Origin of the sequence: Maribacter aquivivus (genome assembly GCF_900142175.1) — a bacterium.
Taxonomy (GTDB): Bacteria; Bacteroidota; Bacteroidia; order Flavobacteriales; family Flavobacteriaceae; genus Maribacter; species Maribacter aquivivus.
This window is the reverse complement of the sequence record NZ_FQZX01000004.1, coordinates 17,230-31,234: the sequence shown is the minus strand read 5'-3', so window position 1 is coordinate 31,234 and position 14,005 is coordinate 17,230. Positions and strand designations below refer to the sequence as shown.

The following is a 14,005-nucleotide window of genomic DNA, read 5'->3' as shown; positions in this document are numbered from 1 at the left end:
TGTTTCTTCTATCTGTGCTCTCTAGTAATTTTTACATGGTATGAAAATCAATGTCTATGTAAACCTAGTGGCTATATACTTTAAGGTATTGTAATTAGTGCTTAAATAGGAAATGTAATCTTGCGCTTTTTAATGTATGGTGTTGGCGGTAGTAATTATTTACCCAGTATTTCATTGATATATATGGAACGATATTTTTCTGGATATTCTATTTGTACACCGTGCGTTCCATTTTCAAATAAAAACCACTTTTTAGATGGCGCAATAATGGAATCGAAATAGGTCTTTGCTACACTTGTTTCGGTAAAATGGTCATTGTCGCCTTGTAATATATAAACGGGCACTTTCAATTCGGGAATATCACGCATTAAATTCATGTCAATAGCTGTAGATTCTAAAATCTTAGCTGCAGGATAGTAAGATTCGGGACTGTTTATCATATCGGTAAATTTCTCCTTAAACGTTAACCCATTATCTAAAAACATACTTTTAATAAAATTAAAATCGGTATCTAATTTTATGGGTGCATACTTCATTACAATCTGTCGTTCTATTTCAAAGGCTTCAGTTACCGTATTTTTTGAATTTGGAACATAAGGAGGTCTTCCAATTTGTTTTAATTGATTAATTGAAATGGTATCATTATGTTTTTGAGCTTCTGACATTGCAAATTCATAAGACAACTCTTCTGAAAGCGATAGGTTCGCCATTAGACCACTACCAATATAGGCGTGATATAATTCAGGTTTTTTTTGAACCATATAGGCAGCTACAGCTGTGCCCCACGATAAGCCTTCGATATAAATTTTATCTTTTTTGAACGTTTTTTTTAAGTGATTTGATAGTTCCAGTCCATCATCTACTATATTGGCTAAGGTAATGGATGAATTGGGTATGTTATCATTATAGGCTAGCCCAGAGCCTCTTTGATCCCAATAACAAACCGTAAATATATCTTCCAAATCTACACCTGTAAGTTTATAAATAACGGGTAAAATTGGTGCACCTGGTCCTCCGTGAACTATTAACAATACAGGATTACTCTTGTCTTTTCCTCTAATGGTAATTCTTTGCGGAACTCCATTTATAAGCATATCCTCGTGCATGGCAATACTATTTGGAAGCATAGTACCATTTTCGTCTAAAAAAGGTTCTTCATTTCCAGAGCTATTAATACGGATTATTAGCAATACAATTAAAATGAAAGCGGTAATTACACCCAATAAAACTAAAAACCATTTTCCTATTTTCTTTATTATTCTCATGTGTTATTAATTGATATGTTGGTTTTTGTTGTTACCGTCAACGAATCTATATAGGTGTAATTGTACCTAAGATAGCTGTGTACTAAACCTACAATTAACAATTGAATTTGCATCACAAAAAGCCATAAACGGTTCAGTTAAATGTATAGTTTGCTATATTTTTACGACCAAAAGATCATGTCAAAGAAAATTTTATTTATCTATAATGCCAATAGCGATGCTGGTAGTAAAATGCTAGATTTCGCCCATAAAATTATAAACCCCGCTACTTATAATTGCGCCCTATGCTCGTTAACCTTTGGTTCGTTTACAGAAAACAAGCAGTGGAAAACCTTTAGAGAAAGTTTGTTAGCTAAAGACTACGAGCTAGAATTCTTTCATAAAGATGAGTTTCAAGAAAAGTACAAAAGTAAGTTTGGACATAAGTTTACCTTTCCGATCATATTAATGGAAACGGATCATGATTTAGAAGTGTTGTTATCTAGCGAAAAGATGAATGCTATGGAGACGGTAGAGGAGCTTATTTCTTCAGTTGGATCTTTAGTGGGCGATGCCAGTTTTCAGTAGGCAGTTTCAGTGCTTCGCTTGGTTGTCGGTTGTTGGTCTCATTCGGTCGTTTAGCGTAGCCGAAGTGACAATGCGTTTATTAGGTGGTTTTCGTTTTCCAAACAAACAGATAGCCGCGCTTTGCTCGCTATGACGTTGAAGAGAGTGCAAAGTGTTCAGTAGGCAGTGCCAGTTTACAGTTGATTTCGTTAGTGATTACCACTGTCAGTTCGAGTGAATTTCGAGGTACAAGAAATTTGTATCGAGAACAGGTTTGGAACACGCGAGGGTTCTCGAAACAATTTTTTTACTTCCGCTCTGCTTCAGTAAAAAATTCACTCGAACTGACATTTCGTTTTTGGGAGAGTACTTAGTAGTTAATACAGAAAAAACGCGCAGCGTTAAAAAACGAACAACCATCAACGAACAACCATCAACGAACAACCATCAACGAACAACCATCAACGAACAACCATCAACGAACAACCATCAACGAACAACCAAAAACTACTTCTTCGTTGCCTCAAAAAACTTCTCGTTAATATCATCTATATATGCTAGTACTTCATCACGACCACTACGGTGGCTAGAGCTGGTAACAAAATGCGGTGGTGCTTCTTCCCACATATCTTCTAAAAGTTGGTCCAAGTATTTTTGAACTTGACGATCTACTGCTTTAGGTTTTAATTTATCTGCCTTAGTGAAGATAATGGCAAATGGTACTCCGTTTTCACCCATCCATTGCATGAACTCCATATCTATAGGTTGTGGGTCATGGCGAATATCTACAAGAACAAAGGAGCACACTAGTTGCTCTCTTTGTAAAAAGTAATTGGTGATATATTTTTGAAAGGTCTTTTTATCTCTTTTAGAGACACGGGCATAACCGTAACCAGGTAAATCTACAAGAAACCAATTTTCATTGATTTTAAAGTGATTAATAAGTTGGGTTTTACCAGGTCTACCAGAAATTTTAGCCAAGCTTTTACGCTCGGTCAACATATTTATTAAAGAAGACTTACCAACATTAGAACGACCAATAAAGGCGTATTCGGGTAAGGGATCTTTTGGGCATTTGGCAACATCAGAGTTGCTCATTACAAAGTCGGCCGACTTTATTTTCATTCGTAGGGTATTTAGAAATTGTTTTTCGTCAACCACTCATCAAGAATGGTATTGAATTCATCTGGGTGCTCCATCATAGGTGCATGTCCGCATTTATCCAACCAAAATAAATCTGAATTAGGTAAAAGCTCATCGAACAGTTCAGCAACGTCTGGCGGAGTAACCGTATCATTTTTTCCCCATATAATACAAGTAGGGGTTTTCATTTTTGGTAAATCTTGCGCCATATTATGACGAATGGCACTTTTTGCGATTGCCAAGGTCTTTACCAATTTAACACGATCGTTAACGGTAGCAAAAACTTCATCTACAATCTCTTTGGTAGCAACTTCTGGGTCATAGAAAACATCTTGCGCTTTCTTTTTAATAAACTCATAATCACCCCGTTTAGGGTAACCATCGCCCATGGCACTTTCATAAAGTCCAGAACTACCTGTAATTACCAAAGCCTTTACTTTAGCTGGGTATAATTTAGTGTGTAAAAGACCAATATGCCCGCCTAAAGAGTTACCTAAAAGAATAACATCTTCTAGCTCTTTGTAATCTATAAATTTCTTAAGGTATTTGGCAAAATTCTTTACCGTTGTCTTTAACATCGGCATAGAATATAAAGGCAATTCAGGAATTATCACTTTGTATCCTTTCGGTGGAAAATAAGTATTCACCCCCTCAAAATTACTTAGTCCGCCCATTAATCCGTGAAGAATAATAATGGGTTTGCCTTCGCCTTTTTCAATATACTTAAATCCTCCCTCGGTGATCAATTCGTTTTCCATGCGCACTACTCATCATAATTCTCCAAATATAGGTAATTACCGAGAATAGCTAACAACTCTTTTCGATTAGGTGAGTAGTGGAAACTTTAAGAATTCACTTTATCCATAATTATGGGCTGAGTGGGAAAATTATCCTATAAAATCCGATGAAGTGCAAAAAGGTGCTCAAAAGTGGGGTAATTTATTAACAAAGTGGTTTATAGTGGTAAAATGTGGTAATAATATTTATATATTTGAGTTATATAAACTAAACACATCCATTTTGGACATATTTTTCTTTGGAACTTTTAATTGCAAGGCTGATGCTAAGGGGCGTATTATGCTCCCTGTTGCGCTGCGCAATCAAGTGGCTCCAATACTAAAAGATGGGTTTTTTATCAAGAAGTCATATTTGAGCGAATGTTTGGAATTATACCCGGCATATGAGTGGCACAGAGTAATGGCAGAATTGAATGAAAAAAGTAGGTTCGATGAAGAGAACCTACAGTTTATAAGAATGTATACCGCAGGTCTGCGTCAAGTAGAAGTAGATGCTACCGGTAGATTATTGATACCGAAAGATATTATTTCATTAGGTGGTATTACCAAAGAGGTAGTCATTGCACCAATTGGTAAGCGATTAGAGATTTGGGACAAGAAAGCCTATGATGAATCTATAAGCGCAACGAAAGAAGAGAAGGTGAAGTTGGCAAAGCGTGTAATGTTAGGTGAAAAACCAAGTGGAGATGTATCATAACCCCGTATTGCTGAAAGAATCTGTTGATGGCTTAAACATCAAAGAAGATGGTATATATGTAGATGTAACCTTTGGTGGTGGCGGTCATTCTAAAGAGATATTGAAAAGATTGGGCAAAGAAGGCAGGTTATATGCTTTTGATCAAGATGAAGATGCGCAAGCAAATACATTAGGTGATCCAAGATTTACGTTGATAGCGGAAAATTTTAGATACATCACCCAGTTTTTAAAGTTCTATGGCATAAAGAAGGTAGATGGTATTCTTGCAGATTACGGAGTTTCATCGCATCAGTTTGATCAAGCGGAAAGAGGATTCTCTACCCGTTTCGATGCAGATTTGGATATGCGAATGAGTAAGCGCAATACGCTATCGGCTTTTGAGGTGGTAAATAAGTACTCATATGATGACTTGCGTAAAGTATTGTTCGAGTACGGCGATATAAGAAACGCGAATGCCATGGCAAAAGTAATCGTTGCCAGTAGAGAAGAAGAGCAGATACAAACAACCGATGCATTGAAAACAGTGTTGAAGCAGTTTTTGCCAGAACATAGACAGCATAAAATATTGGCACAGATATACCAAGCGATTCGTATAGAGGTGAACCAAGAGATAGAAGTGGTCAAAGAATTTTTGGAGCAGGCTCCAGAATTATTGAATGAAAAAGGAAGGTTAAGTGTAATTAGCTACCACTCTTTAGAAGATAGGCTTGTAAAAAGATTTATAAGAGCAGGTCAGTTTGACGGAGAGCCAGAAAAAGATTTTTACGGCAATATAGATGTTCCGTTAAAAAAGGTTGGCGGTTTAATAGTGCCTACTAGAGAAGAGATAAAATTGAATAACAGAGCACGTAGTGCAAAATTGAGAATAGCAGAGCGTAATGGCGAAAAATAAAATGAAAACGGGTGTATTAGACCTATTAAAGGGTAAATTTTTGGTGAGCGGTGACGCCCCTAAAAATTGGCTGTTTATTATTTTCATTTCATTTTTGGCAACGGTAATGATCAGTAGCTCTCATAGTGCCGATCAAAAAGTACACCGCATTGCTTTATTAAATGAAGAAGTAAAAGAATTGCGTAATGAGTTCGTAGATATGCGATCAGATGTACAGCAGCTAAAATTAGAATCGAGCATTACCGGTAAAATATCGGAAAAAGGACTGTTTCCTTCAGAGAATCCCCCGCAGAAAATTAAGGTGAAATCTTTAAAAGAGGAGGAATAATGGCGGCAACAGATAAAAGCATATTAAAAAGGCTCTATATAGTAGCGGGTTTCATGGTACTCTTTGCGGGTGCAGTGTTATTTAAACTGGTTTCTATACAAGTAGTAGACGGTGAAAAATACCAGGCATTGGCAGATACACGTACCGAGCGTATGTTTACCATTGAGCCAAATAGAGGTAACCTATATTCTGACGATGGTAGCCTTTTGGCAACTTCAGTATCTAAATACACCATCCGTTTTGATGCCGTAACCGTTAGTAGCGAAGATTTTAAAGAAAATGTAAAACCATTGGCAGATGCCTTAGCAAAGAATTTTGGTAAAACATCTTCTCACTATCAGCAGGTTTTAAGAAAAGCAAGAGAGAATAAAAATAGATATGCATTGCTTGTGCGTAACCTAGATTATTCTGAATACATGGCGGTAAAGAAATTTCCGCTTTTGAATAAGGGAGCATACAAGGGCGGACTCATTATTGAGCAGCATACGAAAAGAGAGCATCCGTTAGGTAAAATTGCAGAGCGTAGTGTAGGGTATGAGCGTGTAGATGAAAACGGATATTATACCCGTGTAGGTATGGAAGGTGCTTTTGGGGAATACCTAAGAGGAATTTCTGGAAAGCGTTTAAAGCAAAAAATAGCAAAAGGACAGTGGAAGCCTATTGGTAACGATAATATTATAGAGCCAAAAGATGGTTATGATGTGTATTCTACTATAGACATTAATATACAAGATATAGCACACCATGCATTATTAGGTCAGTTAGAGAAATATCAGGCAGATCACGGTACGGTAATAGTGATGGAGGTAGAGACCGGTGAGGTAAAAGCAATATCTAATTTAGGTCAGACTACCGAAGGAAAATATTACGAGCGTTTAAACTACGCTATTGGCGAATCTCACGAGCCAGGTTCAACATTTAAGTTGGTGAATTTGGTAGCTGCATTAGAAGATAAGGTGATTGATACCAGTACTGTAATCGATACTGAAAAAGGAGCGTGGAAATTATATAAGCATACCATTAGAGATACGAAGCGTGGAGGTCATGGAAAAATTACCATGTCTACAGCTTTTGAAGTATCGTCCAATGTGGCATTTGCAAAAATGATACATGAAGGGTATAAGAACGATCCAGAAAAATACGTGAACCGATTAATGAGCATGGGTATTCATAAAGAATTAGGACTACCAGTTGTTGGTGAAGGTAAACCAGTGCTGCGTTACCCAGGTGACAAAGGTTGGTCAGGTCTTTCATTGGCGCAAATGGCTTACGGCTATGAAGTGTCTATGACGCCGTTACAAACATTGGCATTTTATAATGCAATTGCGAACGATGGTGAAATGGTAAAGCCACGATTGTTGAAAGAGGTAAAGGAGTGGAACAAGACAATTGAGAAATTTGATAAAAAAGTATTGAACCCTGCAATTTGCTCACAATCTACAGTAAAGAAAGTGCAGCAGATATTAAAGAATGTAGTAGAGAGGGATCATGGTACAGGTCACCGTATGTATTCCAAGAATTTTTCTATGGCAGGAAAAACAGGAACAACGCAGACTAATTATGTGTCTAAAGATAAATCGAAATACGAGTACATTTCTTCGTTTGCAGGCTATTTTCCGGCAGATAATCCAAAGTACTCTTGTATCGTAGTAATCCATAAACCAGACAAAAGTGTTGGGTATTACGGTGCAGATGTATCCGGTCCGGTATTTAAATCTGTCGCACAAAAAGTATATGCAACGTCACCATTAACAAGTGAGGTAGATGTAAAAAATGTGTTAATCGCCAAAAATGAAGACTCGCACCAGGGATATTATAAAGCGGCACAACAAAAATATTCGGCAGTACCTAATGTAAAAGGTATGTGTGGTATGGATGCCGTAGCCATTCTTGAGAATTTGGGTATTGAAGTAGAAGTAAAAGGAAATGGAAAGGTGAAGAACCAATCTATCACCAAAGGCACAGATTTAAAGTCTGTCAAAAAAATAGTATTAGAATTAATATGATGCATTTAAAGGACATATTATATGGAGTGCGTATTACTGCTGTTAGCGGTACTACCTCTTGTGATATAGCATCAGTTTGTTTTGATTCTCGCGAGGTACAAAAAGGTGATGCCTTTGTAGCTATAAAAGGTACGCTTACCGATGGTCATAAATATATAGATGCAGTAGTAGCGGCTGGTGCAAGAGCAATTGTTTGTGAACAATTACCTGCAGACATGATTGATGATGTTACTTATGTACAGGTAGAAAATGGAAATCAGGCATTGGCTTTGATGGCTTCTAACTACTACGGTACACCATCTAAGAATTTAAAATTAGTAGGCGTTACGGGTACCAATGGTAAAACCACAGTATCTAGTTTATTATATCAGTTATTTAAAAAAGCAGGATATAAAGTGGGCTTGTTGTCAACCATTAAAATAATGGTCGATGAAACTGAATTCGCAACAAAACATACCACTCCAGATGCATTGGTAATCAACAAACATTTGAAGTTGATGAATGATGCCGGTGTAGAGTATTGCTTTATGGAAGTAAGTTCTCATGGTATCCATCAAAAGAGAACCGAAGGTTTGGTATTTGAAGGGGCAATTTTTACGAATCTGTCTCATGATCACTTAGACTATCATAAAACATTTGCAGAGTACCGCGATACCAAGAAAATATTGTTTGATCAGTTGCCAAAAACGGCATTTGCATTAACCAATGTAGATGATAAGAACGGCTTGGTAATGTTGCAGAATACAAAGGCTAGAAAAGCAAGCTACGCCTTAAAGAATTATGCAGATTATAGAGCGCAGATACTAGAAAATCAGTTCGATGGTCAGTTGTTAAAAATCAATGACCATGAGCTATGGACAAAATTAATAGGTCATTTCAATGCCTATAATATGTTGGCCATTTATGCGACAGCAGATTTATTAGGATTGGAGCAATTAGAAACCCTTCGCTTATTGAGCGAGTTGGAAAATGTAGATGGAAGGTTTCAGTATTATATATCAAAGAAAAGAATAACAGCAATAGTTGATTATGCCCATACGCCGGACGCCCTAAAGAATGTGCTTGAGACAATCAACACTTTGAGAACTGGAAATGAAAACGTCATCACCGTTGTGGGGTGTGGTGGCGATAGAGACAGATCAAAGCGTCCGGTAATGGGTAATATCGCATCAGAGATGAGCAACAAAATTATTTTCACCTCTGATAATCCTCGTACCGAATCCCCAACTGAGATTATTGCGGAAATAGAGGCGGGCGTAGAGCCACAGAACGTAAAAAAAATATTGTCCATTGAAAATAGGGAGCAGGCCATAAAAACGGCATGTCAACTAGCAAGCGATAACGACATCATATTAATTGCCGGTAAGGGTCATGAGACCTATCAAGAAACCAACGGCGTTCGTATAGATTTCGATGATTTTAAAATAGTAAAAGAGCTTTTAAATAGCTTAGAAAAATAACCAAAGCTTAGTAGCAAGAATACAGATTATATGTTAACCTATTTGTTCGAATATTTAGAAAAACAATACCAATTGCCTGGAGCTTCGCTGTTTCAGTTCAGCACATTCCGTGCGGCAATGGCTATCCTGTTTTCATTAATGATTGCGACGGTTTACGGTAAGCGTGTTATTCTTTTTCTTCAAAAGCAGCAAGTGGGGGAAACTATTCGCGATTTAGGTTTAGATGGTCAAAAGCAAAAGGCAGGTACTCCAACAATGGGTGGGGTTATTATAATCATGTCTACGTTGATACCGGTATTGCTTTTCGCAAGATTAGAAAACATTTATATCATACTGTTGATATTCACCATGTTATGGATGGGGGCAATTGGCTTTTTAGATGATTACATTAAAGTATTTAAAAAGAACAAAGAAGGACTAAAAGGACGTTTCAAAGTATTGGGTCAGGTAGTATTAGGCTTAATCGTAGGTGCGGTGCTTTATTTTCACCCAGAGGTGACAATGCGTGATCATGATAAAACAATCATTACCCAAGATTATACCGTTGAACAGGTAAAAGGAGCGGAAATTAAGTCGACCATGACAACGGTTCCTTTCTTTAAAAACAATGAGTTTGATTATGAAAGTCTAATATCATGGGCTGGAGATGGTGCAAAAGAATATGCATGGTTACTGTTTATACCTATTATCATTTTGATAGTAACGGCAGTTTCTAACGGAGCAAATTTAACTGATGGTATCGATGGTCTCGCGGCAGGTACATCAGCAATAATAGTATTTACCCTCGGTGTTTTTGCCTTGGTGTCCGGTAACATCATATTCTCTGATTATTTGGATATAATGTATATACCACGCGTAGGTGAGTTGCTGGTATTCATTACTGCTTTTGCAGGAGCCTTGATAGGATTCTTATGGTACAATGCCTTTCCTGCACAAGTATTTATGGGAGATACGGGTAGTTTAACCATTGGTGGAGTAATTGCTGTAATCGCAATTATAGTAAGAAAGGAATTATTAATACCTGTGTTATGCGGAATCTTCTTTGCAGAGTCGCTTTCAGTGATGATACAAGTAGGATACTTTAAGTACACAAAGAAAAAATTAGGTGAAGGCAAGCGAATATTTTTAATGTCGCCATTACATCATCACTACCAAAAAATGGGATACCACGAGAGTAAGATTGTTACTAGATTTTGGATTGTAGGTATACTATTGGCCATTGTAACGGTAGTGACCTTAAAAATTAGATAATGGCACTGTTAGTAGTACTTGGTGGAGGAGAAAGTGGAGTAGGTACAGCCATTTTAGGATTGAAGAAAGGATACGATGTATTTGTATCCGATAAAGGAAAAATAAAAGAGAAGTATAAAAACGTTCTTGAACATTTTGGAATTGATTGGGAAGAAGAACAGCATTCTGAAGACCGAATACTAAAAGCCGATTTGGTAATGAAGAGTCCGGGTATACCAGACAAAGTACCCTTGGTAAAGCAGTTGGTAGCGAAAGGTGTTCCGGTAATATCAGAGATAGAATTTGCATCAAAATACACCGATGCAAAAATTATTGGTATTACAGGAAGTAATGGAAAAACGACGACTACCATGCTAACCAACCACATTCTGGTAAATGCCGGATTGAAAGTGGGTATGGCAGGAAACATTGGTGATAGTTATGCGAAAATGGTTGCAGAGAATGATTTTGAGTATTACGTACTAGAGATCAGTAGTTTTCAACTAGACGGTATAGTAGATTTTAAACCACACATTGCCGTGATTACGAATATTACACCAGATCATTTAGATCGGTATGAATATGAGTTTGAAAACTACATCGCATCGAAATTTAGAATTGCAGAAAACCAAGACGAAAACGATTATTTGATTTATGATGCAGATGATACAGTTTTGGTAGAATGGCTGAACAAGCACCCGGTTAAATCAAAATTAATGCCCTTTTCATTGAATAAAGTATTTGAAAAAGGCGCATTTATAGAACAAAACGAGATAATAATAAAAACAACAACAGACACTATTAGCATGATTAAAGACACTTTGGCCTTAGAAGGTCAGCACAATGTAAAGAACACAATGGCAGCGGCAACAATTGCAAAATTAGTCGGTATCCGTAAGGAAACGATAAGAGCCTGTGTTTCTAATTTTCAAGGGGCTCCCCACCGTTTGGAGAAGGTGTTGAAAATACATCATGTAGAATATATCAATGACTCAAAAGCAACGAATGTAAACGCTGCTTATTACGCATTAGATAGCATGAAAACACCTACTGTATGGATCGTAGGTGGTGTAGATAAGGGCAATGAGTACATGGAGTTAATGCCATTGGTACGAGAAAAGGTAAAAGCGATTATTTGCTTAGGTGAGAATAATGAAAAGATAAAGCATGTATTTGGTAATGCTGTAGATCTATTAGTAGAAACATATGCTATGGAAGAAGCTGTGAAAGTAGCTTACAAAATAGCAGAGCGCGGCGATACGGTTTTGTTATCACCGGCATGTGCAAGTTTCGATTTGTTTAAGAATTATGAGGATCGCGGAGATCAATTTAAGAACTGTGTAAAGAACCTATAAGGTGTTGAATATATTTCAAAATATAAAAGGAGATAAAGCTATTTGGGCCATTGCGGCACTCTTGGCCTTATTTTCATTTCTACCAGTATATAGTGCCAGTAGTAACTTGGTGTATGTAGTAGGTAGCGGTACGCCAGTTGGTCATTTGGTAAAACATGCCATACTGTTGTTTTTAGGTTTTGGAATTATTTATGGGGTACATAAAATACCTACACACTTTTTTAAGGGGCTTTCAATGATTGCCCTGCCCATAGTGTTGGTATTGCTCATATTCGTATTGGCACAAGGCACCTCTAGTGGTGGTACAAATGATAGTCGTTGGATCCGTTTACCATTGGTAGGTTTCGGTTTTCAGCCCTCTAACCTGGCAGCAGTAGTATTAATGATATATGTGGCTCGTTACTTCTCTAAAGTAAGAGATATTAAAATAACATTTAAAGACAGCATATTGCCTTTATGGCTTCCTGTTTTCTTGGTAGTAGCGCTTATTTTACCTGCGAACTTTTCCACGGCAGCAATTGTTTTTTCAATGGTTATGGTATTGTGTTTTTTAGGAGGATATCCTATGAAATACTTATTTGGCATTGTTGGAGCGGGTATGTTGTTTTTGACCATGTTCGTATTAACGGCAAAAGCTTTCCCGGATTTATTCCCGAATAGGGTAGATACATGGATGAGCCGTATAGATAGTTTCTCCAACCCTGAGGATTCTGAAGGTTCCTATCAAATTGAAAGAGCAAAAATAGCAATAGCTACTGGCGGAGTAATGGGTAAAGGAGCAGGGAAAAGTGTGCAGAAGAACTTTTTGCCACAAAGTTCATCAGATTTTATCTATGCTATTATAGTGGAGGAATATGGTTTAATAGGAGGATTTATACTCATGTTGTTTTACCTATTTCTACTTTTTAGAATAGTGGTGGTTGCCAATGGTTGTGCATCGGTCTTTAGTAAGTTATTAGTGCTAGGCGTAGGCTTGCCCATTGTGTTTCAGGCGTTGATAAATATGGCGGTAGCGGTAGAGTTATTTCCTGTAACCGGGCAAAATTTACCATTGATCAGTAGTGGTGGAACCTCTAGCTGGATGACCTGTTTGGCAATAGGTATAATACTAAGTGCAAGCAATAAAAGTATAGCTCAGGAGAGTGCTTCTGGCAATGATATTGATATGGATGAAACGAACCCTTTAGAGATTTTAAGTGGGCAATTATAGGTTCATTTTATCAGGAGGAGGTACTGGCGGACATATTTATCCTGCCATAGCTATAGCGAACGAACTGAAAAGGAGGTATCCTGATGCTGAGTTTTTGTTCGTAGGCGCTAAGGATAGAATGGAGATGGAGAAAGTGCCACAAGCAGGGTACAAAATAGAAGGATTGTGGATTACAGGAATTCAGCGAAAACTGACCCTTAAAAATCTACTGTTTCCAATAAAATTGATAAGTAGTTTAATGAGAGCAAATAGCATCGTATCGAAGTTTAAGCCACACGCCGTAATTGGTACGGGTGGTTTTGCTAGTGGTCCGTTGTTAAAGATGGCAACCGTAAAAGGGATACCATGTGTGTTGCAAGAACAAAATTCATTTGCAGGCATTACTAATAAACTATTAAAAGATAAAGTGAAGAAAATCTGTGTGGCATATGATAGCATGGAGAAGTTTTTTCCGAAAGATAAAATTGTAAAAACAGGTAATCCTGTACGTTCAGATTTGGTGGAATTAAAAGCTACTAAAAATGAAGCTTTACAGTATTTTGAATTGAATGCCGATAAGAAAACACTTTTAGTGTTAGGTGGAAGTTTAGGGGCAAGACGTATCAATCAATTGGTAGCGGATCATTTAGAATATTTTGAAGCATTAGGATTGCAAGTAGTATGGCAATGTGGAAAAGGATATTACGAAACCTATAAATCACATCAGTCAGAGAATATTAAAGTATATGCTTTTTTAAACTCTATGGATAAAGCCTATGTAGCGGCAGATTTCATTATTTCTAGAGCAGGTGCAGGTGCGGTATCAGAATTGTGTTTGGTTGGGAAACCAACATTCTTTATTCCGTCGCCAGTTGTGGCAGAAGATCACCAGACAATGAATGCATTGTCATTGGTTGGGCATGAGGCTGCAATTATGATTAGAGAAAAAGAGCTTGATGCAATATTTAAAACGGAGTTTGAATCGGTATTTAAATCCGCAGAAAAGCAACAAGAACTATCAAAGAATATTAAGTCATTGGCATTACCAAATGCCACTGCTGATATCTGCGATGAAATAGAAAAATTGATAAAATAAA

Annotated in this window: 13 protein-coding genes; 10 read left to right on the top strand and 3 right to left on the bottom strand. The window is 37.2% G+C overall.

The features are described 5' to 3' along the window. Window positions 1-155: 155 nt before the first annotated feature. On the bottom strand, window positions 156-1,265 hold the full coding sequence (locus BUC31_RS18225; protein WP_073246964.1) for an alpha/beta fold hydrolase: 1,110 nt from the start codon (window positions 1,263-1,265) through the stop codon (window positions 156-158). 177 nt (window positions 1,266-1,442) lie between these two features. Between BUC31_RS18225 and BUC31_RS18220 the strand changes: the two genes are divergently transcribed. Beyond that, window positions 1,443-1,832, top strand: a complete 390-nt coding sequence (locus tag BUC31_RS18220) for a GTPase (protein ID WP_073246962.1) — start codon at window positions 1,443-1,445, stop codon at window positions 1,830-1,832. 486 nt (window positions 1,833-2,318) lie between these two features. On the opposite strand, the gene yihA is transcribed toward BUC31_RS18220, so the two are convergent. Beyond that, window positions 2,319-2,936: a ribosome biogenesis GTP-binding protein YihA/YsxC gene (gene yihA / locus BUC31_RS18215; RefSeq protein WP_073246960.1), complete on the bottom strand. Its 618-nt coding sequence runs from the start codon at window positions 2,934-2,936 to the stop codon at window positions 2,319-2,321. Window positions 2,937-2,947: 11 nt separating this feature from the next. Beyond that, on the bottom strand, window positions 2,948-3,712 hold the full coding sequence (locus tag BUC31_RS18210) for an alpha/beta fold hydrolase (protein WP_073246958.1): 765 nt from the start codon (window positions 3,710-3,712) through the stop codon (window positions 2,948-2,950). A 262-nt stretch (window positions 3,713-3,974) separates the two neighbouring features. On the opposite strand from BUC31_RS18210, the gene BUC31_RS18205 reads away from it, so the two are divergent. From BUC31_RS18205 to murG, 9 genes are read left to right on the top strand one after another with little or no spacing between them, the layout of a single operon-like run. Continuing rightward, complete coding sequence (locus tag BUC31_RS18205; protein ID WP_073247182.1) at window positions 3,975-4,448, top strand: division/cell wall cluster transcriptional repressor MraZ; 474 nt, start codon at window positions 3,975-3,977, stop codon at window positions 4,446-4,448. Then, window positions 4,438-5,340 carry a 16S rRNA (cytosine(1402)-N(4))-methyltransferase RsmH gene (gene rsmH, locus BUC31_RS18200; protein ID WP_073246956.1) on the top strand — a complete coding sequence of 301 codons (903 nt, stop codon included), beginning with the start codon at window positions 4,438-4,440 and terminating at the stop codon, window positions 5,338-5,340. Before BUC31_RS18205 ends, rsmH begins: the two co-directional genes overlap by 11 nt. 1 nt (window position 5,341) lies before the next feature. Next, on the top strand, window positions 5,342-5,668 hold the full coding sequence (locus tag BUC31_RS18195) for an FtsL-like putative cell division protein (protein ID WP_073247180.1): 327 nt from the start codon (window positions 5,342-5,344) through the stop codon (window positions 5,666-5,668). After that, a complete protein-coding gene (locus BUC31_RS18190; protein ID WP_073246954.1) occupies window positions 5,668-7,674 on the top strand; it encodes a penicillin-binding protein in 2,007 nt (668 codons plus the stop codon). The genes BUC31_RS18195 and BUC31_RS18190 overlap by 1 nt, the downstream gene beginning before the upstream one ends. Further along, a complete protein-coding gene (locus BUC31_RS18185) occupies window positions 7,671-9,134 on the top strand; it encodes a UDP-N-acetylmuramoyl-L-alanyl-D-glutamate--2,6-diaminopimelate ligase (RefSeq protein ID WP_073246952.1) in 1,464 nt (487 codons plus the stop codon). Before BUC31_RS18190 ends, BUC31_RS18185 begins: the two co-directional genes overlap by 4 nt. Window positions 9,135-9,164: 30 nt before the next feature. After that, window positions 9,165-10,385, top strand: coding sequence for a phospho-N-acetylmuramoyl-pentapeptide-transferase (gene mraY, locus BUC31_RS18180; protein ID WP_073246950.1), 1,221 nt, complete (start codon window positions 9,165-9,167; stop codon window positions 10,383-10,385). Then, window positions 10,385-11,719: a UDP-N-acetylmuramoyl-L-alanine--D-glutamate ligase gene (murD, locus tag BUC31_RS18175; RefSeq protein WP_073246948.1), complete on the top strand. Its 1,335-nt coding sequence runs from the start codon at window positions 10,385-10,387 to the stop codon at window positions 11,717-11,719. Before mraY ends, murD begins: the two co-directional genes overlap by 1 nt. 1 nt (window position 11,720) lies before the next feature. After that, on the top strand, window positions 11,721-12,929 hold the full coding sequence (locus BUC31_RS18170) for an FtsW/RodA/SpoVE family cell cycle protein (RefSeq protein ID WP_073246946.1): 1,209 nt from the start codon (window positions 11,721-11,723) through the stop codon (window positions 12,927-12,929). Next, entirely contained in the window at window positions 12,916-14,004 is a 1,089-nt protein-coding gene (gene murG / locus BUC31_RS18165) for an undecaprenyldiphospho-muramoylpentapeptide beta-N-acetylglucosaminyltransferase (RefSeq protein ID WP_073246945.1), read from the top strand. Before BUC31_RS18170 ends, murG begins: the two co-directional genes overlap by 14 nt. Window position 14,005: the final 1 nt, after the last annotated feature.

Bases quoted from the DNA above. Each gene is read 5' to 3' on its own strand.
- BUC31_RS18220 (WP_073246962.1), top strand. From the start codon at position 1,443: ATGTCAAAGAAAATTTTATTTATCTATAATGCCAATAGCGATGCTGGT.
- BUC31_RS18210 (WP_073246958.1), bottom strand. From the start codon at position 3,712: ATGGAAAACGAATTGATCACCGAGGGAGGATTTAAGTATATTGAAAAA.
- rsmH (WP_073246956.1), top strand. From the start codon at position 4,438: ATGTATCATAACCCCGTATTGCTGAAAGAATCTGTTGATGGCTTAAAC.
- BUC31_RS18190 (WP_073246954.1), top strand. From the start codon at position 5,668: ATGGCGGCAACAGATAAAAGCATATTAAAAAGGCTCTATATAGTAGCG.
- BUC31_RS18185 (WP_073246952.1), top strand. From the start codon at position 7,671: ATGATGCATTTAAAGGACATATTATATGGAGTGCGTATTACTGCTGTT.
- BUC31_RS18225 (WP_073246964.1), bottom strand. From the start codon at position 1,265: ATGAGAATAATAAAGAAAATAGGAAAATGGTTTTTAGTTTTATTGGGT.
- murD (WP_073246948.1), top strand. From the start codon at position 10,385: ATGGCACTGTTAGTAGTACTTGGTGGAGGAGAAAGTGGAGTAGGTACA.
- mraY (WP_073246950.1), top strand. From the start codon at position 9,165: ATGTTAACCTATTTGTTCGAATATTTAGAAAAACAATACCAATTGCCT.
- BUC31_RS18195 (WP_073247180.1), top strand. From the start codon at position 5,342: ATGAAAACGGGTGTATTAGACCTATTAAAGGGTAAATTTTTGGTGAGC.
- yihA (WP_073246960.1), bottom strand. From the start codon at position 2,936: ATGAAAATAAAGTCGGCCGACTTTGTAATGAGCAACTCTGATGTTGCC.